The following is a 26,061-nucleotide window of genomic DNA, read 5'->3' as shown; positions in this document are numbered from 1 at the left end:
CTTACTCCTCGTGCTCCCCTGCCGAGGGCTCCGTGCCCTCGGCGGCCTCGGCGGCCTGTCCGTCGGCTGCCCCGGCCTCGATGTCCGAGTCGATGTCCGACTCGATGTCATCGGCCTCATCAGCTTCCTGACCCGCCTCGGCGTTACGAGCGATGCCCACCACGGCATCGCGCTTGCCCAGGTTGATCAGCTGGACGCCCATGGTGTCACGGCCGGTCTCCCTGACTTCGTTGACTCGCGTGCGAATCACACCACCGCTGAGCGTGATGGCGAGAATCTCGTCCGTTTCGTCGACCACCAGCGCGCCGACGAGCGACCCGCGGTCCTCGACGATCTTCGCTGCCTTGATGCCCAGACCACCACGTCCTTGGACGCGGTACTCGTCGACCGGCGTCCGCTTGGCGTAGCCGCCGTCGGTCGCGGTGAAGACGAACGTACCCGGCCGGACCACGCTCATCGACAGCAGCTCATCGCTTCCGCGGAAGCTCATGCCCTTCACGCCCGAGGTCGCGCGGCCCATCGGACGCAGCGCGTCGTCGGTCGCGGTGAAGCGGATCGACTGCGCCTTCTTGCTGATGAGCAGCAGGTCGTCCTCGGCGGACACCAACTCGGCGCCGATCAGCTCGTCGTCGGCGCCGCTCTCCGTCTCGCGGAGGTTGATCGCGATGACGCCACCCGATCGGGGCGAGTCGTAGTCCTTGAGCGCCGTCTTCTTCACCAGGCCGCCCTTGGTGGCCAGGATCAGGTAGGGCGCCGCCTCGTAGTCGCGGATCGCGAGGATCTGGGCGATCTTCTCGTCCGGCTGGAAGGCCAGCAGGTTCGCCACGTGCTGACCGCGGGCGTCGCGGCCGGCGTCCGGCAGCTCGTACGCCTTGGACCGGTAGACGCGGCCCTTGTTCGTGAAGAACAGCAGCCAGTGGTGCGTGGTCGAGACGAAGAAGTGGTCGACCAGGTCGTCCTGCTTGAGCTTCGTGCCGCGCACGCCCTTGCCGCCGCGCTTCTGCGAGCGGTAGTCCTCGGTCTTGGTGCGCTTGACGTAGCCGCCGTGCGTGATCGTGACGACGATGTCCTCTTCGGCGATCAGGTCCTCCATGGACATGTCGCCGTCGAAGGGCACCAGCTTGGAACGCCGGTCGTCGCCGAACTTCTCGACGATGACCGCGAGTTCCTCGCTGACGATCTGCCGCTGGCGCTCCTCGGAGGCCAGGATCGCGTTGTACTCGTTGATCTTCGACTGGAGCTCGTCGTGCTCGGCGACGATCTTCTGCCGCTCCAGGGCCGCCAGGCGCCGCAGCTGCATTTCGAGGATCGCGTTGGCCTGGATCTCGTCGATCTCCAGGAGGCCCATCAGGCCCTCGCGCGCGATCTCGACGGTGTTGCTGCGCCGGATGAGGGCGATGACCTCGTCGATGGCGTCCAGGGCCTTCAGCAGACCGCGCAGGATGTGCGCGCGCTCCTCCGCCTTGCGCAGGCGGAAGCGCGTGCGCCGGACGATGACCTCGATCTGGTGCTGCACCCAGTGGCGGATGAAGGCGTCGATCGACAGGGTGCGCGGCACGCCGTCCACCAGGGCCAGCATGTTGGCGCTGAAGTTCGACTGCAGGTCGGTGTGCTTGTAGAGGTTGTTCAGCACGACCTTGGCGACCGCGTCCCGCTTCAGGACGATCACCAGGCGCTGGCCGGTCCGGGACGAGGTCTCGTCGCGGACGTCGGCGATGCCGCCGACCCGGCCGTCCTTCACCAGGTCGGCGATCTTCTGCGCGAGGTTGTCGGGGTTGGTCTGGTACGGGAGCTCCGTGACCACCAGGCACTGGCGGTTCTGGATCTCCTCGACCTCGACCACCGCGCGCATCGTGATGGAGCCGCGCCCGGTGCGGTACGCCTCCTCGATGCCCTTGCGGCCCACGACCAGGGCACCGGACGGGAAGTCCGGGCCCTTGATCCGCTCGATCAGCGCGTCCTGGAGCTCCTCGTGCGAGGACTCCGGGTGCTCCAGCGCCCACTGGGCACCGGCCGCGACCTCGCGGAGGTTGTGCGGCGGGATGTTGGTCGCCATGCCGACCGCGATGCCCGCGGAGCCGTTGACCAGCAGGTTCGGGAAGCGCGCCGGCAGGACCGTCGGCTCCTGGTTGCGGCCGTCGTAGTTGTCCGTGAAGTCGACGGTCTCCTCGTCGATGTCCCGGAGCATCTCCATGGCCAGCGGCATGAGCTTGCACTCGGTGTAGCGCATCGCGGCCGCCGGGTCGTTGCCCGGGGAGCCGAAGTTGCCGTTGGAGTCCACGAGCGGCATGCGCAGCGACCACGGCTGGGCCAGGCGGACCAGCGCGTCGTAGATCGAGGAGTCGCCGTGCGGGTGGTACGTGCCCATGACGTCACCGACGACGCGGGCGCACTTGTAGAAGCCCTTCTCGGGTCGGTAGCCGCCGTCGTACATCGCGTACAGCACGCGCCGGTGGACCGGCTTCAGGCCGTCCCGGACGTCGGGCAGGGCGCGGGAGACGATGACGGACATCGCGTAGTCGAGGTAGGAGCGCTGCATCTCCGTCTCGAGCCCGACGGGCTCGATCCGCAGCACGGGCTGCTCCTCCGCGGAATTCTCGGTGTTCTTGGCGGGCTGGGTGGTTTCGTCGGCCATTGCTGGTCAGAAGTCCTTTCAGGCGGTCATGAGAGCCGACTCAGATGTCGAGGAACCGAACGTCCTTGGCGTTGCGCTGGATGAAGGAGCGTCGGGCCTCGACGTCCTCTCCCATCAGCACCGAGAACAGGTCGTCGGCCTGCGCCGCGTCGTCCAGGGTGACCTGGCCGAGCACGCGGTGGTCGACGTCCATGGTGGTGACGCGCAGCTCCTCGGCGTTCATCTCGCCCAGACCCTTGAAGCGCTGGATCGAGTCTTCCCTGATCCGCTTGCCGTTCTGCTTGCCGAGCTCGACCAGGGCGTCGCGCTCGCGGTCCGAGTACGCGTACTCGAAGTCGTCGCGGCCCCACTTGATCTTGTAGAGCGGCGGGCGCGAGAGGTACACGTGCCCGGCCTCGACCAGCGGCCGCATGAAGCGGAACAGGAAGGTCAGCAGCAGGGTGTTGATGTGCTGGCCGTCGACGTCGGCGTCCGCCATCAGGATGATCTTGTGATAGCGGAGCTTCTCGATGTCGAAGTCCTCGTGCACACCGGTACCGAAGGCACTGATCAGCGCCTGGACCTCGGTGTTCTGGAGGATCTTGTCGATCCGGGCCTTCTCGACGTTCAGGATCTTGCCGCGGATCGGCAGGATGGCCTGGTACATCGGGTTGCGGCCGGACTTCGCGCTACCGCCGGCGGAGTCACCCTCGACGATGAAGATCTCGCACTTGGTCGGGTCGTTCGACTGGCAGTCGGACAGCTTGCCCGGCAGCGAGGCGCTCTCCAGCAGACCCTTGCGGCGCGTCAGGTCGCGGGCCTTGCGGGCCGCGACGCGCGCGGTGGCCGCCTGGATCGACTTGCGGATGATGTCCGAGGCCTCGACCGGGTTGCGGTCGAACCAGTCGTTCAGGTGCTCGTGCACGACCTTCTGCACGAAGGTCTTCGCCTCCGTGTTGCCCAGCTTGGTCTTCGTCTGGCCCTCGAACTGCGGCTCGCCCAGCTTCACCGAGATGATCGCCGTCAGACCCTCGCGGATGTCCTCGCCGGCGAGGTTGTCGTCCTTCTCGCGGAGCAGCTTCTTCTCCCGCGCGTAGCGGTTGACCAGGCCGGTCAGCGCCGCGCGGAAGCCCTCTTCGTGGGTGCCGCCCTCGTGCGTGTGGATCGTGTTCGCGAAGGAGTAGACGCCCTCGGTGTACTGCGAGTTCCACTGCATCGCGATCTGGACCGAGAGCATGCGCTCCTTGTCCTCGGCCTCGACGTCGATGACGGTCGGGTGGATCAGCTCGCCCTTGCGCGAGTTGAGGTACTTCACGAAGTCGACGATGCCGCCCTCGTAGTAGTACTTCACCGTGCGCGCGGGGGGCTCGGCGATGTCCGCGTCGGGGTCGTCCGCGCCGACCGTGGCCTTCGCCGACTCGCGCTCGTCGGTCAGCGACAGGGTCAGGCCCTTGTTGAGGAAGGCCATCTCCTGGAAGCGCCGCGAGAGCGTCTCGAAGGAGTACTCGGTCGTCTCGAAGATGTCGGGGTCGGCCCAGAAGGTGACCGAGGTGCCGTGCTCCTCGGTCTCCTCGTTCTTGGCGAGGGCGGCCGTCGGGGCGCCGAGCTTGTAGTCCTGGGTCCAGCGGAAGCCGTCGCGCCTGACCTCGACCGCGACCTTCGTCGACAGGGCGTTCACGACGGAGACGCCGACGCCGTGCAGACCACCGGAGACGGCGTAGCCGCCGCCGCCGAACTTGCCGCCCGCGTGCAGGACGGTCAGCACGACCTCCAGGGCCGGCTTGCCCTCGGAGGGGACGATGTCGACCGGGATGCCTCGGCCGTTGTCGATGACCCTGACCCCGCCGTCGGGCAGGATCGTCACGTCGATGGTGTCCGCGTGCCCGGCCAGCGCCTCGTCGACGGAGTTGTCGACCACCTCGTAGACGAGGTGGTGCAGGCCGCGCTCACCCGTCGATCCGATGTACATGCCGGGCCGCTTGCGGACCGCGTCCAGGCCCTCCAGGACCTGGATGTTGCTTCCGGTATACGAAGATCCACCGGCCTCGGCGACCTCGCCGCCGGCGGTGGACTCGTTCTTGTCGTTGGAGTTGCCGGAATCGGCCACGAAGCGCCCTTTCTGGCACAGCACAGGCCGTACTCCGGGCCAGCAGGCATGCAAGCAGGAGCGGCTGCGTCGATCTGCGTTGTCAGCGTTTGTCACCGGTACTCGACTGGTGATCCCGCAACCGGGCGGGATTGTCTCCAGTCTACCGGTACCACTGACATGAATGGGGGTTTGCCGGTACCTGAGTACGCATGTGCCGCCCTGAACCTCCTCTCTCCGACTCCCCATATCCGGGGAGGGGCTCAAAGTGGCTCACACGGGCATCCAGAGCTTCGGGCTGTCAACCCGCGACTACCGTGAGGGACACCACCCGCGACCGGGTCCCGCCGGCCCCGCCGCGGCCGGGCCGCGACAGGCCGGAAGCCGCCGCTCCCAAGGGAACGACGGCTTCGGGGAGGGGCGGGCGGGAGGCGCCCCGCGGCGCCGGCTCACCCGTACGTGTCGCCCGGGCCCCGACTGCCCGGGCTGCGCCAGGGTCCGTACCCCTTCGGCCGGCCGGCCGGCCCCTGCACCTTGATCAACCGGACGGTGCCCTGACCGAGGTCACCGTTGAGCCGCGCCACCAGCTGCGGGGCCAACAGCTTCAGCTGTGCCGCCCACGCCGAGGAATCGCAGCGCACGGCCAGCTCGCGGTCCTCGTAGCGCTCCGGCACGCAGTGCGCCGCGATCTCCGGGCCGACGATCTCGGGCCAGCGCTCCATCACCCCGGCCACCGCCATCGGCATCTCCCAGCCGCGCTCCGTGCGCAGCCGGTCCAGCGCGGCCATCAGCGGCATCGGGTCCCGACCGTCCGCCCGGGCGCCCGAGCGCAGCCCGGGTTGGTACGGGCGCTTCTTGCCGCTGACCGCGTTGCCCCGGGCCCGGGCCTGCTCCCGGGCGGCGGCGAGGGCCTGGCGCGCCAGGTCGACCCCGGAGGGTTCCGGGGTCCTGCGCTCCTCCTGCCCGCCGGCGTTCACAGTCGGGTCACCTCGCCGCCGGAGACCGCGAAGCGGGTCCCCGTCAGGACCGACGGCACGTCGTCGTCCACCGCCGCCGTCACCAGGACCTGCTCGCCGGGAGCGACCAGCTCCGCGAGCCGCTCGCGGCGCCGGGTGTCCAGCTCCGCGAACACGTCGTCGAGGACCAGCACCGGCTCGGCGCCCTCCGAGCGCAGCAGCTCGTAGGAGGCCAGCCGCAGCGCCAGCGCGTACGACCAGGACTCGCCGTGGCTGGCGTAGCCCTTGGCGGGCAGCTCGCCGAGGCGCAGCAGGACGTCGTCGCGGTGCGGGCCCACGAGGGTGACGCCGCGCTCGATCTCCTGCTTGCGGACCCCGGTCAGCGCGGCCAGCAGGACCTCGTGGAGCGCCTCGCGGGTGCGCGCGTCGCCGCTGTCGACGGGTTCGCCGGCCGAGGACCTGTAGCTCAGCCCGAGGGGGCCGCCGCCGGGCGCGAGCTGTTCGTAGGCCTTGTCGGCGAGCGGCAGCAGCGTCCCGATCAGGTCGAGCCGCTGGGCCAGCAGCTCCGCGCCGACGCGGGCCAGGTGCTGGTCCCACACGTCGAGGGTGGACAGGTCCATGGAGCGGCCGCCGTGCCGGCGGGCCATCGCCGCGGATTTCAGGAGGGTGTTGCGCTGTTTGAGCACCCGCTCGTAGTCGGAGCGGACGGCCGCCATCCGCGGCGACCGGGCGGTGACCAGGTCGTCCAGGAACCGGCGGCGCTCGCCGGGGTCGCCCTTGACCAGCGCGAGGTCCTCGGGGGCGAACAGCACGGTCCGTACGATTCCCAGTACGTCCCGGGGCCTGACCTGCGAGGACCGGTTGATGCGGGCGCGGTTGGCGCGGCCCGGGTTCAGCTCCAGCTCCACGAGCTGTTGCCGCTCGCCCTGGGTGACGGCTGCCCGGATGACGGCGCGTTCCGCGCCCATCCGGACGAGGGGCGCGTCCGAGGAGACCCGGTGGCTGCCGAGCGTGGCGAGGTAGCCGATGGCCTCGACGAGGTTCGTCTTGCCCTGCCCGTTGGGACCCACGAAAGCCGTGACGCCCGGACCGAGGGGTACCTCGGCCCGGGCGTACGAGCGGAAATCTGCCAGGGAGAGATGCGATACGTGCATGATGCGCCGACCTCCCCCGGCTTCCTGCTGTGGTGCTGTTCGTGCTCTTGGTGCTCTTCGGTACGGGTGCTGGTGGTGCTACTTCTTCTCGACCGCGTGGCCGCCGAACTGGTTGCGCAGCGCGGCGATCATCTTCATCTGCGGGGAGTCGTCCTGGCGGGACGCGAACCGCGCGAACAGCGAGGCGGTGATCGCCGGCAGCGGCACCGCGTTGTCGATGGCCGCCTCGACCGTCCAGCGGCCCTCGCCCGAGTCCTGCGCGAAACCGCGCAGCTGCTCCAGGTGCTCGTCCTCGTCCAGCGCGTTGACGGCGAGGTCCAGCAGCCAGGAACGGATGACCGTGCCCTCCTGCCAGGACCGGAACACCTCGCGGACGTCGGTGACCGAGTCGACCTTCTCCAGGAGCTCCCAGCCCTCGGCGTAGGCCTGCATCATGGCGTACTCGATGCCGTTGTGGACCATCTTCGCGAAGTGGCCCGCGCCGACCTTGCCCGCGTGCACGGCGCCGAAGTCACCTTCGGGCTTGAGGGCGTCGAACACCGGCTGGACGGCCGCGACGTGCTTCTCGTCGCCGCCGTACATGAGCGCGTAGCCGTTCTCCAGGCCCCAGACGCCGCCGGAGACGCCGCAGTCGACGAAGCCGATGCCCTTGGCCTTCAGCTCCTCGGCGTGCTTCTCGTCGTCCGTCCAGCGCGAGTTGCCGCCGTCCACGACGATGTCGCCGGGCGAGAGCAGCTCGCCCAGCTCGTCGACGGTGGACTGGGTCGCCGCACCGGCGGGGACCATCACCCACACCACGCGGGGGGCCTGCAGGCTGTCCACAAGTTCCCGCAGGGTGTGGACATCCGCGAGGTCCGGGTTGCGGTCGTATCCGATGACGGTGTGGCCTGCGCGGCGGATGCGCTCGCGCATGTTGCCGCCCATCTTGCCGAGACCGACGAGACCAAGCTCCATCAACTGGTTCCTTACGCGTTGTGGCCGTCGTTGCCGCAGGCTCCCCGGCGCACCGGGTCACCCACCGGATCCGAGCCTACGCCGGGGCGTGCACGGCGGCCCCACGGGCCGTGGCGTCCGTCCAGGGAGTTCCCAGGCGTTCTGGACTCCCCGGAGCCCGTCCTGTGGACGCCGTCGGGCCCGGCCCCGCGGCCTGCGGGAACGGGCCCGAAGGGCACGACGTCAGCCGGACAGGCGCACCGGCATGATCAGGTACTTGTAGGCCTCGTCGGCCTCCGCGTCGACCGCGGGGCGGCCGCTGAGCAGCGCCGGCTTGGTCGAGGTGGTGAAGCTCAGCTGCGCGACCGGCGAGTCGATCGCGCTGAGGCCGTCCAGCAGGAAGGTCGGGTTGAAGGCGATCGAGATGTCGTCGCCGTCCAGCTTCGCGTCGACGCGCTCCACAGCCTGTGCGTCGTCGCTGGAACCGGCTTCGAGGATCAGCACGCCCTGCTCGAAGCTCAGCCGGACCGGGGTGTTGCGCTCGGCGACGAGGGCGACGCGCTTGACGGCCTCGACGAACGGGGCGGTCTCGATCACCGCGATGGAGTTGAACTCCGTCGGGAAGAGGGTGCGGTACTTCGGCAGGTCGCCTTCGAGCAGCCGGGTGGTGGTGCGGCGGCCGGCGCCCTCGAAGCCGATGAGGCCCTCGCCCGCGCCGGAGCCCGAGAGCGCCAGCGTGACGGTGTCGCCACTGGTGAGGGACTTGGCGGTGTCCAGGAGGGTCTTCGCGGGCACCAGGGCCACGGCGGAGGCGTCCGGGTTCTCCGGCTTCCACAGGAACTCGCGGACCGCGAAGCGGTAGCGGTCGGTGGAGGCGAGGGTGACGCGGTCGCCCTCGATCTCGATGCGGACACCGGTCAGCACGGGCAGCGTGTCGTCACGACCGGCGGCGATGGCGACCTGGGCGGCGGCGGAGGCGAAGACCTCACCGGGCACGGTGCCGGTCGCGGTCGGCATCTGCGGCAGCGCCGGGTACTCCTCCACGGGCAGGGTGTGGAGGGTGAACCGCGAGGAGCCGCAGACCACGGTCGCCCGTACACCGTCTGTGGAAATCTCCACCGGCCGGTTCGGCAGGGCACGGCAGATGTCGGCGAGCAGGCGGCCGGACACCAGGACGGTGCCGTCCTCCTCGACGTCGGCCTCGACGGAGACCCGGGCCGAGACCTCGTAGTCGAAGCCGGAGAGGGACAGCTTTCCCTCCTCGGCCTTCAGCAGCAGGCCCGCGAGTACCGGCACCGGCGGCCGGGCCGGGAGGCTGCGGGCAGCCCAGGCCACCGCCTCTGCGAGTACGTCGCGCTCCACCCGGATCTTCACCGGAACCGCCTCCTGCTGTTGCTCGCTCGTCTGCCGGCCTCGTCGTCGGCTCGTCGGTGCCTCGACCGGTTGCCGGGGACCAGTCTGACGTACGGCGCCGACAGTCGGTGCGGCCGGCGGTCAAGTCGGGGACGAGGCGGCGGCGAGCTCGATCGACGAGTTGTGCACAGGACCTGCTTGAAAACCGAAACCGGGCTAACTCTCCATGGGGGTAGTAGTAGGGCCTGTGGAAACGGTGGATAAGCCCGTTTTCCCAGGTCAACCCCGGTTTTTTATCCCCACACCCTGTGGGCGGCACCGGTGGACAACACGGTGTCCCTGTGGAGAACGAAAACTTCTGCACAGGCCGTCCCCAGACGACCCTCACTACTCCACAGGTGCGTCCCCAGCTTTTCCCCAGTACTCCACAGCCCAAACGTCGACGTCCGTGTGACCGCTTTCACTCGGGGCGGTGACGGGAGGTGCCGCGTTGCCGAACAGTGGACAACGGTGTGGAGAACCCTGGGGAACCTGTGCACAGGGTGCGGGAACCTGTGGGCCGGCGGTGGACGAAGCCGTGGATGAGCCTGTGGATGAATTTTTTGTCCACAGGCTGTGGATCGGGCTTGCGCACAATTCCACAGGTGGCTGACCTGCCCTGATGGGCCCTCAACCTGCGGTCCTGTGGACAGATTGTGGGCGGCGGAAACTGTCCTCAGGCTGTGGACGGAAGAAAGTCGGCCAATCTGTGGATGAGTTGCTCTGCAGGGGGCGTATTCGAACAGAGCAGGGGCGCGCGATCGGAAAAGGGCGCCCCCGGTTCGGCCCGGAAGCGCCCCTGTTCTCGCGTGTGAAGGGCCCGGCACGGCTGCCCGGAGCCCGCGTCAGGCGTTCTTGATGCGGTTGGTGAGCTCCGTGACCTGGTTGTAGATGGACCGTCGTTCCGCCATCAGGGCCCGGATCTTGCGGTCCGCGTGCATGACGGTGGTGTGGTCCCGACCGCCGAACTGGGCCCCGATCTTGGGCAGCGACAGGTCCGTCAGCTCCCGGCACAGGTACATGGCGATCTGCCGCGCGGTGACCAGCACCCGGCTCCGGGAGGAGCCGCACAGGTCGTCCACGGTCAGCCCGAAGTAGTCGGCGGTGGCGGCCATGATGTCGGAGGCGGTGATCTCGGGCGCGCTGTCCTCGCCGCCCGGGATCAGGTTCTTGAGCACGTCCTCGGTCAGCCCGAGGTCGACCGGCTGCCGGTTGAGGCTCGCGAACGCCGTCACCCGGATCAGCGCCCCCTCCAGCTCGCGGATGTTGCGCGAGATGCGGGAGGCGATGAACTCCAGTACCTCCGGCGGGGCGTTGAGCTGCTCCTGGACGGCCTTCTTGCGCAGGATCGCGATGCGGGTCTCCAGCTCGGGCGGCTGGACGTCGGTGATCAGACCCCACTCGAAGCGGTTGCGGAGCCGGTCCTCAAGGGTGACGAGCTGCTTGGGCGGCCGGTCCGAGGACAGCACGATCTGCTTGTTGGCGTTGTGCAGCGTATTGAAGGTGTGGAAGAACTCCTCCTGCGTCGACTCCTTGCTCGCGAGGAACTGGATGTCGTCGACCAGCAGGATGTCCATCTCGCGGTAGCGCTTGCGGAAGGCGTCGCCCTTGCCGTCGCGGATGGAGTTGATGAACTCGTTGGTGAACTCCTCCGAGCTCACGTACCGCACCCGGGTGCCGGGGTAGAGGCTCCGCGCGTAGTGCCCGATGGCGTGCAGCAGGTGCGTCTTGCCGAGGCCCGACTCCCCGTAGATGAAGAGGGGGTTGTACGCCTTCGCGGGCGCCTCGGCGACGGCCACCGCGGCGGCGTGCGCGAAGCGGTTGGAGGCACCGATGACGAAGGTGTCGAAGAGGTACTTCGGGTTCAGTCGTGCGGTCGGCTCCAGGGGCCCCGTGGACCCGCCGGACGGGGACGGCGGCGGCGCGGGGCGGCCGGGCGCCGGGCGCGGCGAGGGCTGCTCGTACTGCTGGCTCTCGTACTTCTGGTTCCCGTACTTCTGCTGTTCGTACTTCTGCTGTTCGTAGGAGGACTGGTCCCCGTACTTGGACTGCTCGTAGGAGCCCTGGTCGTAGCCGCCGGGTTCGGGCTGCTGGAGGTAGCCCGGCTGGGGGGAGGCGTACGGGTCGCGCTCGGGGAAGCCGCCGAGCCGCTGCTGCTGCCAGCCGTAGTCGTCCTGCTGACCGCCGCGGGGCCAGGCGCCGGGCTCCGGCCGCTGCTGCTGGTAGTCCGGATAGGCGGGGCGGGCGGTGGGGAGGTCGTCGCCCGGGCCGGTGTGACCGGTGTGACCGCCGGGGCGCTGGCCGCCGTACGGCTCGTAGCCCTCGCGCTGCGCGGAGGGCGGGGAGGACGGCGCGGGCTCGCCCGCGGAGTCGTCGACGGTGATGGCGATGCGGATGGGCCGGCCGCACTCACGGCTCAGCGCGTCGCTGATCAGCGGGGCGAGGCGGCCTTCGAGGACGCGCTTGCCCCACTCGTTGGGGACGGCGAGCAACGCGGTGTCGGCGACCAGGGCCAGCGGCTGGCATCGTTCGACCCACTGCTTGTCCTTGGGCTCGATGCCTTGCTGACCCTCGCCGAGCAGCTTCTCGAGCACGCGTGGCCACACTGCGGCAAGATCGGCGGGTACGTCAGCCACAGAGCACGCTCTCTCACAGGGGGTCCCGTCCCACGAAGGTGTGGTTCTTTGGGACGGTCGGGACAAAAAACAGGGATCGGGCAACGGTAGTCAGGCCGATGGCCACGGTTCAAGTCGTTGTCCACAGCCTGTGCACAGTGTGCGTCAGACGAGCTCGGTTTGACCGGATGGCGTAGCCGCGCGTACCGTGACGAGGTCGAATTGTCGATGGCTGCTGCCGCCTGCCTACCGATGGGCGAAGGTCACGTCAGTGATCATTTAGCGGTGTCCACTCGGGCGAACACGCGAGTTCCTCGTGGGCGCACGGTGACAGCCAGGCGATGTACCGCCATAACGATTCATTCTCTGGAGCCCCCGAGTGAGCAAGCGCACCTTCCAGCCGAACAACCGCCGTCGTGCCAAGACCCACGGCTTCCGCCTGCGGATGCGTACCCGTGCCGGTCGCGCGATCCTCGCGAACCGTCGTGGCAAGGGCCGCGCCGCCCTTTCCGCGTAACAACGCGCAGGTCGTGACGTCGTGCTGTCTCCCGAAAATCGGCTGAGGCGGCGTGAGGACTTCGCGAGCGCGGTGCGCCGGGGTCGGCGGGCAGGACGCCCGCTCCTCGTCGTCCACCTAAGAACAAGCGGTGCAACGGACCCGCACGCGCCGGGGGAGATCCATCCCTCGCCGCGTGCGGGTTTCGTCGTCAGCAAGGCCGTCGGCGTCGCGGTCGTCCGTAACCGGGTGAAGCGTCGTCTGCGCCATCTTGTCCGCGATCGGCTGGCCCAGCTGCCCGCCGGTAGCCTGGTGGTAGTGCGGGCCCTGCCCGGATCGGGCGATGCCGGCCATGACGAGCTGGCCCGCGACCTGGACGCCGCCTTGGCGCGGCTGCTGGGAGGCGTCGCTCGATGAAGTACCCGCTGCTCGCTTTGATCAAGCTGTACCAGTGGACGATCAGTCCGCTGCTCGGGCCGGTGTGCCGCTATTACCCCTCGTGCTCGCACTACGGGTTCGCGGCCATCGACCGGCATGGTGCGGTGAAGGGGACGGTTCTGACCGCCTGGCGGATCCTGCGGTGCAATCCGTGGTCCCCGGGTGGTGTGGATCATGTCCCACCCCGGAAACGCCCGCGTTGGCACGAGCAGCTGCGCAGTGCGTTGCGTAGATCTCGCAATGCTCAAGGAGCCTGATTAGTGGACACGATTGCCAGTCTGTTCAGCTTTATCACCACACCCGTGTCGTGGATCATCGTGCAGTTCCACTCGCTGTACGGCGCGATCTTCGGTCCGGACAGTGGGTGGGCCTGGGGCCTGTCCATCGTGTCCCTGGTGGTCCTGATCCGTATCTGCCTGATCCCGCTCTTCGTGAAGCAGATCAAGGCGACCCGTGGCATGCAGGCGCTCCAGCCGAAGATGAAGGCGATCCAGGAGCGCTACAAGAACGACAAGCAGCGTCAGTCCGAAGAGATGATGAAGCTGTACAAGGAGACGGGCACCAACCCGCTCTCCTCGTGCCTTCCCATCCTGGCGCAGTCCCCGTTCTTCTTCGCGCTGTACCACGTGCTGGCGAGCATCGCCAACGGCAAAGAGATCGGCTACATCGACGGTCCGCTGCTGGCGAGCGCCCGCCAGGCGCACATCTTCGGTGCCCCGCTGGCCGCGAAGTTCATGGACAGCGCCGAGAAGGTCGCCGGCCTGGACGCCTCGATCACCGATGTGCGCATCGTCACAGCGGTCATGATCATCATGATGTCGCTGTCGCAGTTCTACACGCAGCGCCAGCTGATGCAGAAGAACGTCGACCTCTCGGTCAAGACGCCGTTCATGCAGCAGCAGAAGATGCTCATGTACATCTTCCCGGTGATCTTCGCGGTCATGGGCATCAACTTCCCCGTCGGTGTCCTCGTCTACTGGCTGACCACGAACGTGTGGACCATGGGCCAGCAGATGTACGTGATCAACCAGAACCCGACGCCGGGCAGCAAGGCACAGGACGAGTACCTGACCCGTCTGCTGAAGCGGGTCAGTGCGCACGGCGCCGTCAGGGGCCGGAGCAAGAAGAAGATCGTCGCGGCGATCGTGGCCAAGGGCCCGGAGCGCAACGACAACGAGCGGAAGTTCATCACCGCGCTCACCAAGCAGGGCATGGCCGCGCAGGCGGACGGCTCCGTGATCACGAGTACTGAGGCCACCGCGGACGCGGATGCGGCGAGCGGCGGTGTCGCGACCAAGCGGCAGCAGCCGAAGCGGCAGACGAAGGCGAAGCGTCAGACGCCCCCCAGCAAGCCCTCCAAGAAGTAAGAAGGAGTCCCTCCCGTGACGGAAGGCACCACCACCGCCGCCGCTGAGAGTGGCGACACCCTGACCCGCCTGGAGCAGGAGGGTGAGATCGCGGCCGACTACCTTGAGGGTCTGCTGGACATCGCCGACCTGGACGGCGACATCGACATGGACGTCGAGGCCGACCGGGCCGCGGTCTCCATCGTCAGTGACTCCTCCGGCCGCGACCTGCAGAAGCTCGTGGGCCGCGACGGCGAGGTCCTGGAGGCTCTGCAGGAGCTGACGCGCCTGGCCGTGCACCGGGAGACCGGGGACCGGAGCCGGCTGATGCTGGACATCGCCGGCTTCCGGGCGAAGAAGCGCGAGGAGCTCACGGCCCTGGGTGCCCAGGCCGCAGCGGACGTGAAGGGATCGGGCGAGCCGCTGAAGTTGGCTCCGATGACCCCGTTCGAGCGCAAGGTCGTCCACGACGCCGTGGCGGCCGCCGGTCTCAAGAGCGAGTCCGAGGGCGAGGAGCCGCAGCGCTTCGTCGTTGTGCTCCCGGCCTGACCGGAACATCATGTGGTCGGCCCCGTCTGTGTCGCAGGCGGGGCCGATGTTTGTAAGCCTGACAGTTGAACGACACGGTTTTGGCGTGAGCGGTTCTGTACGGAAGGACGGTCCCCGTGACGGAGGCAGCTGAGCTTCCCCCGGCGCCTGAAGAGGCGCGCGCGGTGTTCGGTGAGTTTTTCCCGGAAGCTGTGCGGTATGCGGAGCTGCTGGCGGACGCAGGAGTTCAGCGCGGTCTGATCGGACCGCGCGAGGTGCCCCGGTTGTGGGAACGGCACCTGCTGAACTGCGCGGTCCTGTCGGAGGTGGTGCCCGAGGGCGTCACCGTCTGCGACGTGGGCTCGGGCGCGGGTCTGCCCGGCATCCCGCTCGCCCTGGTCCGCCGGGACCTCAAGATCACCCTGTTGGAGCCCCTGCTCCGCCGCACGAACTTCCTCCAGGAAGCCGTGGAGCTGCTGGGGCTGGACCACGTGACGGTGGTGCGCGGACGGGCCGAGGAGATGCTCGGCAAGGTCCAGCCGGTGCACGTGGTGACGGCCCGCGCGGTGGCGCCCCTGGACCGCCTGGCGGGCTGGGGCGTTCCGCTGCTGCGTCCGTACGGCGAGATGCTGGCGCTCAAGGGCGACACGGCGGACGAGGAGCTGGTGGCGGCCAAGGTCGCGCTGGCCAAGCTCGGCGTGGTGAAGACCTCGGTGCTCCACGTCGGCGAGGGCATCGTGGATCCCCTGTCCACGGTCGTGCGCGTCGAGGTCGGAGAAAGCCCGGGCGGGGTGAGGTTCGCGGCCAAGCGGGCCAAGGCCGCGCGGACGAGCAGGACGCGCCGGCGCCGCTGAGTGTTGCCAAGGCCCTTCCATAAGGGGGGCGCGGTCGGGGATTTCGGGCGTGTTGGGCTCTATAGGTCGGGATTGCGGAGTGTCGTGACGGCCTGAAGACCCTGTCCGGGCATCGTGTTTCACGTGAAACGTCGCTCTTTGCTGCACGGAATCATCAGCCGCGGCCGTGCGGCTGCCGCCCCCCGTTCCCGCAAGGACACGGGGGGTACGGAGTTGTCCACAACGGTGGATTCATCCACAGGAGTACGGGCCCCGCTGGTTCGCGACCCCGGTGACATGGCAGGCTCTGTTCATCGCGAGCCCGCTGCCGAGGAGAGTGACACCGTGCGGTCCGACGCCAACCTCGCGGGGCCGATGACCGATCCGGTCCCAGGTCCCCGCTCTGCATCGCCAAGCGATGTTTCACGTGAAACATCGCCACCGCCCCTCGTCGACAACGACGACATCAGCGAGAGCCCCATCGGCCGCGCCGCGCACGTGGACATCGAGGGCCTGGGACGCTCCAGCGTGGCGCTGCCACGGCCCGCGGACACCCGCGTCATGGTGGTGGCCAACCAGAAGGGCGGCGTGGGCAAGACCACGACGACCGTGAATCTGGCCGCCTCGCTGGCCCTGCACGGTGCCCGGGTCCTGGTGATCGACCTGGACCCGCAGGGCAACGCGTCCACGGCACTGGGCATCGACCACCACGCCGAGGTCCCGTCGATCTACGACGTCCTGGTGGACAGCCGTCCGCTCATGGAAGTCGTGCAGCCCGTGGTCGACGTGGAGGGTCTCTTCTGTGCCCCCGCCACGATCGACCTGGCCGGCGCGGAGATCGAGCTGGTTTCGCTGGTGGCCCGCGAGAGCCGGCTCCAGCGGGCGATCCAGGCGTACGAGCAGCCGCTCGACTACATCCTGATCGACTGCCCGCCCTCCCTGGGCCTGCTGACCGTCAACGCCATGGTCGCGGGTGCGGAGGTGCTGATCCCGATCCAGTGCGAGTACTACGCGCTGGAAGGTCTCGGTCAGCTGCTGCGCAACGTCGACCTGGTGCGCTCGCACCTGAACCCGACGCTGCACGTGTCGACCATCCTGCTGACGATGTACGACGGCAGGACGCGGCTGGCCTCGCAGGTGGCGGAGGAGGTGCGCACGCACTTCGGCAAGGAGGTGCTGCGCACGAGCATTCCGCGCTCGGTGCGCATCTCGGAGGCCCCGAGCTACGGCCAGACCGTGCTCACGTACGACCCGGGTTCCAGCGGCGCGCTCTCCTACCTGGAGGCGGCGCGGGAGATCGCCCTGCGCGGTGCCGGAATCCATTACGACGGCCTGAACGCCCATGCGGGCGCGGGCACCAACAGTACGCAGAGTATGGCGGAGGGGATCCAGTGAGTGAGCGACGTAGGGGGCTGGGGCGGGGGCTCGCAGCGCTGATCCCGGCTGCTCCGCAGGAGAAGACGCCGGTCGGCGCCGGTTCGACGTCTCCGTCGGCGATGCCGGTGCTGACATCGGAGCGGGGCATCGCCGCGGCGAAGCTGGCTTCGCTGTCGCAGGCGGCTGTTTCACGTGAAACACCGGAGCCGGAGACGGCCGTGGATCGGGTGGCGGCGAGCGCCGCCGAGTCCACGGAGCCGGAGACCGGCGGAGCGGCGGTGGCGATGTTCGCCGAGCTGCCTCTGGAGCGGATCAAGCCCAACCCGCGCCAGCCGCGCGAGGTGTTCGACGAGGACGCCTTGGCGGAACTGGTGACCTCCATCCAGGAGGTGGGGCTCCTCCAGCCGGTGGTCGTCCGGCAGTCGGGTCCCGACGCCTATGAGCTGATCATGGGTGAGCGGCGCCTGCGGGCTTGCAAGGAGGCCGGACTGGAGCGGATCCCCGCGATCATCCGGGCGACCGAGGACGACAAGCTCCTGTTGGACGCCCTCCTGGAGAACCTGCACCGGGCACAGCTGAACCCCTTGGAGGAGGCGGAGGCGTACGACCAGCTATTGCACGACTTCAAGTGCACCCACGACCAGCTGGCGGACCGGATCGGGCGCTCGCGTCCCCAGGTCTCGAACACGCTGCGGCTGCTGAGGCTGCCGCCCAAGGTTCGGCTCAAGGTGGCGGCGGGCGTGCTGTCGGCGGGACACGCGCGAGCGCTGCTGCCGGTGGAGGACGCCGAGCAGCAGGAGCTGCTGGCGACCAGGATCGTGGAAGAGGGCCTCTCGGTCCGCACGGTCGAGGAGATCGTGTTCCTGATGGGCTCGGAGCCTTCCGGCCCGGCGAAGCCGAAGGGCCCGCGGGCCGGCGCGCGGGTGGCGCCGGCGCTCAGCGAACTGGCGACGCGCCTCTCGGACCGGTTCGAGACCCGGGTGAAGGTCGACCTGGGTCAGAAGAAGGGCAAGATCACCGTCGAGTTCGCGTCCATGGAGGACCTGGAGCGGATTCTGGGCACCCTGGCGCCCGGTGAGGGACGGGTCCTGGAGCAGGGGCCATCGGGGGAGTAGCCCGGATGGCCGAGGGACGGGCCGTGCCGGCGTGAGCCGGTGCGGCCCGCCCGCGCGTCAGCGCCTGATTTCGGCCCCCGTTTCCAGCCCCGCTTTGCGCAGCGACGCCATTCGGTGGCCGCCGGGAGCCGTCCGCACGTGAGGGGCGCGGGGGCTGTGGATACGATGCCGTCATGGGTCGTCGGCTGGTACCGCTCACCCTGGACAACCTCCAGGACCTGCCCAACCGTTGCCGGAACTGCGTGTTCTGGGAGCTGGATCCTGTCAGCGGTGGGGCCGCGGTCAAGGCGGGTACGTCGGAGGTTCAGAAGGAGGCCTGGATCTCCGCCGTTCTGCTGGACTGGGGTTCCTGCGGCCGGGTGGTCTACGTGGACGAGGTTCCGGTGGGCTTCGTCCTCTACGCCCCGCCGGCCTACGTGCCGCGGGCTGCCTCGTTCCCGACGAGTCCGGTGTCCCCGGACGCGGTGCAACTGATCACGGCATGGATCATGCCGGGTTACCAGGGCCAGGGCCTGGGCCGGGTGATGGTTCAGACGGTCGCCAAGGACCTGCTGCGTCGAGGCTTCAAGGCGATCGAGGCGTTCGGCGACGCGCGGTGGGAGCGGCCCGCGTGCCTGCTGCCCGCCGACCATCTGCTCGCCGTGGGCTTCAAGACGGTCCGTCCCCATCCCGCGCACCCGAGGCTGCGCCTGGAACTGCGGACGACCTTGTCCTGGAAGGAAGACGTGGAGCTGGCTCTGGACCGTCTGCTCGGCGGAGCGCGCAAGGAGCCGGCGCTGCGTCCGTTGTGAGTACGACCTGAACATGTGAAACGGTCCGCCCCTTGAGGGGGCGGCCCGTTTCACGTGCAACACCGCTGGATCAGCCGGCGGCCTTGACCTCGACGAAGTCCGAGAGGTCGCGCAGGATGGCGGCCTTCGGCTTGGCGCCGACGATGGTCTTGGCGACCTCGCCCGCCTGGTAGACATTCAGGGTCGGGATGGACATGACCCCGTACTTGGCGGCCGTGGCCGGGTTCTGGTCGATGTTGAGCTTGACGATCTCGATCTGATCGCCGTACTCGGCGGCAATGGCCTCGAGCGAGGGCGCGATCTGGCGGCACGGACCGCACCACTCGGCCCAGAAGTCCACCAGCACGGGCTTCTCGCTGGCGAGGACGACGGTGTCGAAGTCGGCGTCGGTCACGTTCTTCAGGTTGCCGGCCACAGCGGGCTCCTTCTTCCTGCGGGGTGTGGGGTGTGGGGAGGGAACAGCGGGTCAGACGGCCGCGTGCGCGTGCTCGGAGTCCGAGAGGGCGGCCAGGAAGCGCTCCGCGTCGAGAGCGGCGGAGCAGCCGGTGCCGGCCGCGGTGATCGCCTGACGGTAGGTGTGGTCCACCACGTCGCCGGCACCGAAGACACCGGTGACGTTCGTACGGGTGGAGGGCGCGGCCACCTTGAGGTAGCCCTCGTCGTCCAGGTCGAGCTGGCCGGTGAAGAGCTCGGTCCGCGGGTCGTGGCCGACGGCGATGAAGAGGCCGGTCACGGGGAGCTCGGAGGTCTCACCGGTCTTGGTGTTGCGCAGCGTGAGCCCGGAGAGCTTCTGCTCGCCGTGGATCTCCGCGACCTCGCTGTCCCAGGCGAACTTGATCTTCGGGTCGGCGAAGGCGCGGTCCTGCATGGTCTTGGAGGCACGCAGGCTGTCGCGACGGTGGACGATGGTGACCGACTTGGCGAAGCGGGAGAGGAAGGTGGCCTCCTCCATCGCGGTGTCGCCACCGCCGATCACGGCGATGTCCTGGTCCTTGAAGAAGAATCCGTCACAGGTGGCGCACCAGGAGACCCCGCGCCCGGAGAGGGCGTCCTCGTTGGGCAGGCCCAGCTTGCGGTGCTGCGAACCGGTGGTGACGATGACGGCCTTGGCGCGGTGCACCGTACCGGCGGTGTCGGTGACCGTCTTGATCTCACCGGTGAGGTCCACGGAGACGATGTCGTCGGGGATGAGCTCCGCGCCGAAGCGCTCGGCCTGGTCACGCATGTTGTCCATGAGGTCCGGGCCCATGATCCCGTCCCGGAAGCCGGGGAAGTTCTCGACCTCGGTCGTGTTCATGAGCGCGCCGCCGGCGGTGACGGCGCCTTCGAAGACCAGGGGGTTGAGCGAAGCGCGTGCGGTGTACAGGGCGGCCGTGTAACCGGCCGGCCCGGAGCCGATGATGATCACGTTTCGTACGTCGCTCACGGGTTCTTTCCTCGTCTCTGCGGACTGCGTGTTGCCTACCGGGGGCCGGTGCGGACTCTCACCCCACCCAACGGATCCTACGGCGCGCGCATTCCCCGCTTGTCCAGTAAGGAACCGGAACAGGTCAGCCGCGGGGATAGGTGCGCGTCAGGAGCGGCGTTCCCGGAGCTTTCGTGGCGGAGTCCGTGCAGGCGGCCGGCACCACGTACGCGTCCACGAGGGCCGGGTCGCCGGGGTGCGGCAGAACGACGAGGTAGACGTCCGTGCCCTCGTAGGTGCCACGGTCGGTGGCGAGCGGGGCGTCGACGCGGCCGGTGGACTGCTGGACACAGGGCGGTACGGGGTTCGCTTCCGCGGCGCCCCGGCGGTCGGAGGGGGCCGGCGCGGGGATGTTCTCCAACCCCATCGTCTTGTTGGTCGCGGCCGGCGGGGACTCCACGGCGTCGCCCGTCTTCGCGGTGTTCCCGGTGGTGCCGGTGTCTCCGGCGGCCAGGAGTCGGCGGACGCTGTCCTGGAGGCCCTGCGCGGTGTACCCCGCGCCCGGCGTACGCTCCGCGGCGGCCGAGGAGTCACCGCGAACGGCGGTGGCGGAGTCGTGGGAGGTGCTTCCGGTCAGCCCGTCGACGAGGAAGACGGCCAGCACGCAGACGGCTGCCCCGGCCAGCCCCGCGAGCACCGCGATGCGGCGACGGGCCCGGCGGCGACCTGGTCCGGTGGAGCCGGACGGGTGACCCGAGGGGTGGCTGGACGCACCTCGGCCCGTGGTGCGGTCGGAGCCTTCGGGCGATGTTTCACGTGAAACGCCGGTCGACACCCCCGCGGTCGGCGCCCCAGCGCCCTGCTCCCCATCACTCGGTGTGTGATCGCTCGGTGTTTCACGTGAAACGTCGGCATCCGCGTGGGCACGGTCGGAGGCCGGCGCGGGGGCGGTGGAAGCCGTGCGTGTGCCGGTCGAGTCGAGCAGCGCTTCGGCGGCGAGGGCCGCGTCGATCCGGCCTGCGATGGCGGCGGGCATCCTCGGCGGCCCCGGAAGGGTGCCGAGGAGGCCCCGGATCTCCTGGAGCGAGGTCAGGACATCCGCGCACAGGGAGCACTCCCCGAGATGGCGGCGCACTTCGGCGCCGCGCGACGGGGCGAGCAGTCCTTCGGTCAGGTCGGAGATCTCCGAGACCTCCGGGTGCCGGATCGTTCCGGTCGTGGGGCTCACGGTCGTCCACCTCCGCCCTTCACAGCGTCTGGGTCTGGGTCCCGGGGTTCTGCCGCTGGTGGGACGGGCGTCCCCGGCGTCCGGTTCCTTCCCCGCTCCGAGGTGCTGTTATCCGCGGCATTCGTGCGCAGATGAGTGAGCATCGGGACGAGTTTCGCCCGGCCGCGCGCGCACCGGCTCTTCACGGTCCCGGTGGGGACGTCCAGGATCCGGGCGGCTTCGGCGACGGGGTATCCCTGCATGTCCACGAGGACGAGGGCGGCCCGCTGATCGGCCGGGAGGGTGCCGAGAGCGGCCAGCAGCTGCCGGTGGAGGTCCTGGCGCTCCGCGGGAGCCTCGGCGGACTCGTGGGGCTCCAGGAGCCGCTCCAGGCGGTCCGTGTCGTTGAGGGGGGACGTTCGGCGGGAGGCGGCCTTACGGGCCCGGTCGAGACAGGCGTTGACGGTGATGCGGTGCAGCCAGGTGGTGACGGCCGAATCCCCGCGGAAGGTGTGGGCGGCCCGGTAGGCGGAGACGAGGGCGTCCTGCACGGCGTCGGCGGCCTCCTCGCGGTCGCCGAGGGTGCGCAGGGCCACGGCCCACAGCCGGTCGCGGTGGCGGCGTACGAGCTCACCGAAGGCGTCGGGATCACCGGCGACGTGCAGCGTCAGAAGTTCCTGGTCGCTGTGGTCGCCGGTCGTGGCGTGGTCCAACGGTGAGCCCTCCCCTGCCGTCCGTCAGCCCGTGAACTTCACATCCGTGATGCCCTGCTTGTAGCCGGCGCTGCTGAAGGCGTCGACGGGAGCCTCGGGCATGGCGGTGATCCACAGCAGTACGTAGCGCGACTTCACCGGCTTCTCGACGGTCAGGCGCACGTTCCGCTCCTTCGCCGTGGTGCCCGCCATCTTCTTGGCGGGCGCGACGGTCGTCTTCAGGTCCGGGTCCAGGGAGTCGGCCGCGTACAGCGCCAAGGTGGTGTGCTCACCCGTGAACCGCAGCCCTATCGACGCCTCGTTCACCTCGCGCTCGGCCCCGAGGTCGTAGACGATGCCGACGCCGCTCTTGATCGTCAGCTTCGGGCCCTCGAAGAAGCTCTTGGTCCGCCAGTACGAGGAGGCGTCACCGTCGTACGTCTTGGCGACGCCGTCGGAGTTCTGCGGGTTCCCGTCGGGGTAGTACTCCGCGGCGTCCTTGATCGAGAGCGGTACGGGGGCCTTCTTGACCGGTGCGTCGTCGTTGGACTGCTGCTGTTGCTGGTTGCCGTTGTTGCCGTTGCCCTGGTTGCGGTGCTCCAGGAGCGAGTCGGCGAGCTGCCAGCTGCCCAGGCCGAGTGCGGCGATCAACAGGGCGGCGACGCCCCACTTCAGGGCCCGGCCGGTACGGCTCTGCAGCGGCGGCGGCGGAATCGCCGCGACCTGGGCGGCGGGGCCGCCGGGCGCCAGGGGCCGACCGTAACTGCCCTGCTGGTACGTGGTGTGCTGGTACTCCGGGGGTGCCGTGAAGGCCGGCTCCGGCGGCCGGATGCGCGGCATCGCGGTGACGGCCCTGGACAGTTCCTCCGGCGTGGTGCAGGCGGGTTCCTGACGGGACGCGGTGGCCCCGTCGTTGGCGAGGGCGCGCATGGCGAGCTCGCCGAGGCCGCGGTGGACTCCGGCGCGGACCTGGTCGGGGGCGATCAGGCCCACGCCCTTGGGCAGGCCGGCGAGGCCATAGGCGTCCGTCTCGTACGGCCAGCGCTGGGTGAGCGCGGCGTACAGCAGCGCGCCGATGGCCTCCGTGTCCGCGCGCTGCGGGGTCTCGCTAGTGATGCCGCGCAGCGCGGCGTTCACCGCGAGGCCGCGGATGCGGTACTGGCCCGTGGAGGTGCGCAGTATCGCGCTGGGCGTCAGCCGCAGGTGGGCCAGCCCTTCGCGGTGGGCGGCGGTCATGGCCTGGGAGACCTGGCTGACGAGCTGGTAGGCCTCGTGGGACTCCAGCGGTCCGGCCGCGAGGATGGCGGTGAGTTCGGTGGCGTCGGGCAGCCACTCGTGGACGACGTAGACGAGGTCGTTCTCCTCCACGGCGTCGAGGACCTGGACGAACCGGGGGTCGCCGAGCAGGGCGGAGGAGCGGGCGGCGGCCAGCACCGTACGGGCCCTCGGGTGGTCGGCGGGCAGCAGGTGAACGCCGACGGCACGACGGAGCTTCTCGTCCATCGCGCGCCAGCTGCTGAATCCGTCCAGACGGGTGACGCACTCCTCCAGGCGGTAGCGTCTGGCGAGCTTGTGGCCGCTGTGGAGTTCCGGCGCGGCCACGGGGGCCGCGTGCGTGCGTTCGCCGTCCTTGTCGGGCATGGGTCCGTCCGCGGCTCGTCCGTTCTGGGTGTCCACCCCGTCGGCCGTGGCCTTGGCCGCTCCTGCGACCAGCGGCTCGTCGCCGCTGTTGTCGGCCACGTCGACGGCAGCCGTGCTACGTTCCGCCACCGTCGTCCCCGCCTCCCCATCCGTTACGCGCTGTCGGCCAGTCCGCGAAGCCATGCCAATTGTGCCCACAGTCCGGCGCTCTGCACGACACGCCAGGGAGGTCGGGTCCTGCGGTGGGCGTCCGCATCAGCGCCCCAGACGTCCACGGACCATCCCGACCATGGAGTTGAGCTCTTCGATCCGCATCCGCTTGGCGGCGATCAGGAACACCGCGCCCAGCGCGATGGTGCCGGCGACGAGAGCGGCGAGGGAACCGACGACTCCGCTGCCCAGCCACTGGGTGACCCCGTAGGCCACACCACCCGCGACGACGGCGGCCGGCACGCAGGCCCCGATGAGCCGCGTGTAGGTGCGCATGACGTGGGCGCCGTCGAGGTCGCCGCCGAGACGGTTCTTGAGTCGGCGCCAGGCGACACCGACGCCCACCGCGTAGCCCAGTCCGTAGGCGGCGGCCATGCCGACGACGGCCCAGCGGGCGGGGAGGACGAAGAAGGCGATGGTGGAGGCACCGGCGTTGACGGCGGCCACGATGACCGTGTTGAAGAAGGGGGTCCGGGTGTCCTCGTAGGCGTAGAAGCCGCGCAGGACGACGTACTGGACGGAGTACGGGATCAGGCCCAGACCGAAGGCCATGAGGACGAAGCCGATGTTGCGGGCGTCGTCCGCGCCGGACCCGGCGTACAACAGGGTGGCCATCGGGACGCCGAGCGCGAGGAACGCGAAGGCGCAGGGCACGATCGCGACGGCCGAGGTGCGCAGGCCGTAGGAGATGTCGTCACGGACCGCGGCGGCGTCACCGTCGTGCGCGGAGCGGGAGATGCGGGGCAGGACGGCCGTCATGACGGAGACGGTGATGATGGCCTGCGGCATCTGCCACAGCAGCAGGGCGTAGTTGTAGGCGGTGATACCGGTACCGCCGTGGCCCTGCGTACCGGCGAGCGATCCGGCCGTGGTGGCGAGCTGGGTGACGACGATCAGGCCGAGCTGGTTGACGAGCACGAAGAAGAAGGTCCACTTGGCGAGGCCCGCGGCCTTCCCGAGGCCGTGGCCCTTCCAGTCGAAGCGCAGGCGCGGCTTGAACCCGGCGTCGCGCAGGTAGGGCAGCATCGCGAGGGACTGGACGACCAGGCCCAGCAGGGTGCCGATGCCGAGCAGCCGGACGCCCTCGGGCGTGATGCTCCCCTCCGTCATGCCCGTGGAGGTGAAGCCGCCGAAGGCCCAGATGAAGGCGCCGAAGGTGGCGATGACGACGATGTTGTTGAGGACCGGGGTCCACATCATGGCGCCGAACCGGCCGCGCGCGTTGAGGATCTGACCGAGGACCACGTGCACGCCCATGAAGAACATGGTGGGCAGGCAGTAGCGGGCGAAGGCCACGGCCACGTCGAGCCGCTCGGGGTTGTCCGCGATGTCCTGCGACATCATCCCGATCAACAGCGGGGCGGCCAGGACGCAGACGGTGGTGACCGCGCCCAGCAGGACCACGACGAGGGTCAGCAGCCGGTTGGCGTAGGCCTCGCCGCCGTCGTCGTCGTTCTTCATGGCCCGGACGAGCTGGGGGATGAAGACCGCGTTGAGGGCGCCGCCGCCCACGAGCACATAGATCAGGGTCGGCAGGGTGTTGGCGACCTGGTAGCTGTCGTTGAGGGCGGCGACACCGATGGCGCCGGCGATCATCAGGGTGCGGGCGAAGCCGGTGAGGCGGGAGACGATCGTGCCGGCGGCCATCAGCGCGCTCGACTTGAGCAGGCTGGAAGCGCGCCCGGCGGGCTTGGTGGGGGCCGGGGCGGCCACCGGGGCCTCCTCGACCGGGGTGCGGGGGGCCGCCTGCTGGTCCCGGTACAGGTGGGCGAAGGCGTCCGGCTCCGGCGGGTCCTCGGCCGCCCCCGTCACCAAGGAGTCCACGCCGACGAACTGCGTGGTGGTGGCGTGGTCCCCGTACGGCAGGTGACGCGAGGGGCCGTCCGGCTCGGGCGGCGGCGTCTGGGCCCAGACGCGCGGGTCGGGGCCGTGGGAGGGCGCCTGCGGAGCCGCGTAGAGCGGGGCCGCTTCCTGGTAGGTGCCGGGGGGCGGCGGCGGGTGGGACGCCCGGTCGTACATGACCTCGGCGACCGGATCCTGCGCCGACAGGTCCTGCGCCCGGTACGGGTCGTAGGCGTAGGCGTCCTGGACGTAGGGGTCGTGGTCCGGCGCGGGCCCGGGCGCCGGAACCTGCCCGGGCACGGGAGTGCCCGGCGCAGTGCCCTGGGAGGGCGTTTGCCCACCAGCGCCCTGCGCGCGGTCACCGTCGTACGGCGCGTTCATCGCAACCCC

At 69.5% G+C, this 26,061-nt stretch carries 21 protein-coding genes and 1 pseudogene; 9 read left to right on the top strand and 13 right to left on the bottom strand.

Annotated elements, in window-relative coordinates; all coding sequences use genetic code 11:
* Position 1: 1 nt before the first annotated feature.
* The 7 genes from gyrA to dnaA form a co-directional block, all read right to left on the bottom strand.
* Positions 2-2,635: a DNA gyrase subunit A gene (gene gyrA / locus AB0D46_RS01160; protein ID WP_362875144.1), complete on the bottom strand. Its 2,634-nt coding sequence runs from the start codon at positions 2,633-2,635 to the stop codon at positions 2-4.
* A gap of 40 nt (positions 2,636-2,675) precedes the next feature.
* Positions 2,676-4,745 carry a DNA topoisomerase (ATP-hydrolyzing) subunit B gene (gene gyrB / locus AB0D46_RS01155; RefSeq protein WP_362875143.1) on the bottom strand — a complete coding sequence of 690 codons (2,070 nt, stop codon included), beginning with the start codon at positions 4,743-4,745 and terminating at the stop codon, positions 2,676-2,678.
* Between the two features lie 404 nt (positions 4,746-5,149).
* On the bottom strand, positions 5,150-5,677 hold the full coding sequence (locus AB0D46_RS01150) for a DUF721 domain-containing protein (RefSeq protein ID WP_362875142.1): 528 nt from the start codon (positions 5,675-5,677) through the stop codon (positions 5,150-5,152).
* Complete coding sequence (gene recF, locus AB0D46_RS01145) at positions 5,674-6,810, bottom strand: DNA replication/repair protein RecF (RefSeq protein WP_362875141.1); 1,137 nt, start codon at positions 6,808-6,810, stop codon at positions 5,674-5,676. Before recF ends, AB0D46_RS01150 begins: the two co-directional genes overlap by 4 nt.
* 78 nt (positions 6,811-6,888) lie before the next feature.
* Entirely contained in the window at positions 6,889-7,803 is a 915-nt protein-coding gene (gene gnd / locus AB0D46_RS01140; protein WP_362875460.1) for a phosphogluconate dehydrogenase (NAD(+)-dependent, decarboxylating), read from the bottom strand.
* A gap of 183 nt (positions 7,804-7,986) precedes the next feature.
* Positions 7,987-9,117, bottom strand: coding sequence for a DNA polymerase III subunit beta (dnaN, locus tag AB0D46_RS01135; RefSeq protein ID WP_362875140.1), 1,131 nt, complete (start codon positions 9,115-9,117; stop codon positions 7,987-7,989).
* A gap of 863 nt (positions 9,118-9,980) precedes the next feature.
* Positions 9,981-11,771, bottom strand: coding sequence for a chromosomal replication initiator protein DnaA (gene dnaA, locus AB0D46_RS01130; protein ID WP_362875139.1), 1,791 nt, complete (start codon positions 11,769-11,771; stop codon positions 9,981-9,983).
* A 358-nt stretch (positions 11,772-12,129) separates the two neighbouring features.
* Here dnaA and rpmH point away from each other — a divergent pair, with 358 nt between their 5' ends.
* From rpmH to AB0D46_RS01085, 9 genes and pseudogenes are all read left to right on the top strand, one after another.
* Positions 12,130-12,267 carry a 50S ribosomal protein L34 gene (rpmH, locus tag AB0D46_RS01125; RefSeq protein WP_008741645.1) on the top strand — a complete coding sequence of 46 codons (138 nt, stop codon included), beginning with the start codon at positions 12,130-12,132 and terminating at the stop codon, positions 12,265-12,267.
* 21 nt (positions 12,268-12,288) lie between these two features.
* Positions 12,289-12,663 (top strand): ribonuclease P protein component, encoded by a 375-nt coding sequence (rnpA, locus tag AB0D46_RS01120; protein ID WP_362875138.1) that lies wholly within the window; start codon positions 12,289-12,291, stop codon positions 12,661-12,663.
* Positions 12,660-12,914: pseudogene (yidD, locus tag AB0D46_RS01115) on the top strand (membrane protein insertion efficiency factor YidD); the annotation flags it as partial. The gene rnpA and the pseudogene yidD, both read left to right, overlap by 4 nt.
* Positions 12,915-12,944: 30 nt before the next feature.
* Positions 12,945-14,051 (top strand): membrane protein insertase YidC, encoded by a 1,107-nt coding sequence (gene yidC, locus AB0D46_RS01110; RefSeq protein ID WP_362875137.1) that lies wholly within the window; start codon positions 12,945-12,947, stop codon positions 14,049-14,051.
* A 15-nt stretch (positions 14,052-14,066) separates the two neighbouring features.
* Positions 14,067-14,579: a R3H domain-containing nucleic acid-binding protein gene (locus AB0D46_RS01105; RefSeq protein ID WP_362875136.1), complete on the top strand. Its 513-nt coding sequence runs from the start codon at positions 14,067-14,069 to the stop codon at positions 14,577-14,579.
* Between the two features lie 116 nt (positions 14,580-14,695).
* Entirely contained in the window at positions 14,696-15,412 is a 717-nt protein-coding gene (rsmG, locus tag AB0D46_RS01100) for a 16S rRNA (guanine(527)-N(7))-methyltransferase RsmG (protein WP_362875135.1), read from the top strand.
* Positions 15,413-15,688: 276 nt separating this feature from the next.
* Positions 15,689-16,786 carry a ParA family protein gene (locus tag AB0D46_RS01095; protein ID WP_362875134.1) on the top strand — a complete coding sequence of 366 codons (1,098 nt, stop codon included), beginning with the start codon at positions 15,689-15,691 and terminating at the stop codon, positions 16,784-16,786.
* Positions 16,783-17,883, top strand: a complete 1,101-nt coding sequence (locus tag AB0D46_RS01090; protein ID WP_362875133.1) for a ParB/RepB/Spo0J family partition protein — start codon at positions 16,783-16,785, stop codon at positions 17,881-17,883. The genes AB0D46_RS01095 and AB0D46_RS01090 overlap by 4 nt, the downstream gene beginning before the upstream one ends.
* Before the next feature lie 173 nt (positions 17,884-18,056).
* Positions 18,057-18,674 carry a GNAT family N-acetyltransferase gene (locus AB0D46_RS01085; protein WP_362875132.1) on the top strand — a complete coding sequence of 206 codons (618 nt, stop codon included), beginning with the start codon at positions 18,057-18,059 and terminating at the stop codon, positions 18,672-18,674.
* A 70-nt stretch (positions 18,675-18,744) separates the two neighbouring features.
* Here AB0D46_RS01085 and trxA read toward each other — a convergent pair whose 3' ends face one another.
* The 6 genes from trxA to murJ form a co-directional block, all read right to left on the bottom strand.
* The gene (gene trxA / locus AB0D46_RS01080) at positions 18,745-19,089 is read right to left on the bottom strand and encodes a thioredoxin (protein ID WP_362875131.1); all 345 of its coding nucleotides are present in this window, start codon (positions 19,087-19,089) and stop codon (positions 18,745-18,747) included.
* Positions 19,090-19,140: 51 nt separating this feature from the next.
* On the bottom strand, positions 19,141-20,100 hold the full coding sequence (gene trxB, locus AB0D46_RS01075; protein ID WP_362875130.1) for a thioredoxin-disulfide reductase: 960 nt from the start codon (positions 20,098-20,100) through the stop codon (positions 19,141-19,143).
* A gap of 124 nt (positions 20,101-20,224) precedes the next feature.
* Positions 20,225-21,307 (bottom strand): hypothetical protein, encoded by a 1,083-nt coding sequence (locus AB0D46_RS01070; protein WP_362875129.1) that lies wholly within the window; start codon positions 21,305-21,307, stop codon positions 20,225-20,227.
* Entirely contained in the window at positions 21,304-21,999 is a 696-nt protein-coding gene (gene sigM, locus AB0D46_RS01065) for an RNA polymerase sigma factor SigM (protein WP_362875128.1), read from the bottom strand. The genes AB0D46_RS01070 and sigM overlap by 4 nt, the downstream gene beginning before the upstream one ends.
* Before the next feature lie 24 nt (positions 22,000-22,023).
* Positions 22,024-23,748 (bottom strand): protein kinase family protein, encoded by a 1,725-nt coding sequence (locus AB0D46_RS01060; RefSeq protein ID WP_362875127.1) that lies wholly within the window; start codon positions 23,746-23,748, stop codon positions 22,024-22,026.
* Positions 23,749-23,874: 126 nt separating this feature from the next.
* On the bottom strand, positions 23,875-26,052 hold the full coding sequence (murJ, locus tag AB0D46_RS01055) for a murein biosynthesis integral membrane protein MurJ (RefSeq protein ID WP_362875126.1): 2,178 nt from the start codon (positions 26,050-26,052) through the stop codon (positions 23,875-23,877).
* Positions 26,053-26,061 lie beyond the last annotated feature (9 nt).

Source organism: Streptomyces sp. NPDC048383, assembly GCF_040651775.1.
GTDB lineage: Bacteria > Actinomycetota > Actinomycetes > Streptomycetales > Streptomycetaceae > Streptomyces.
This window is presented reverse-complemented; position numbering and strand designations above follow the sequence as displayed.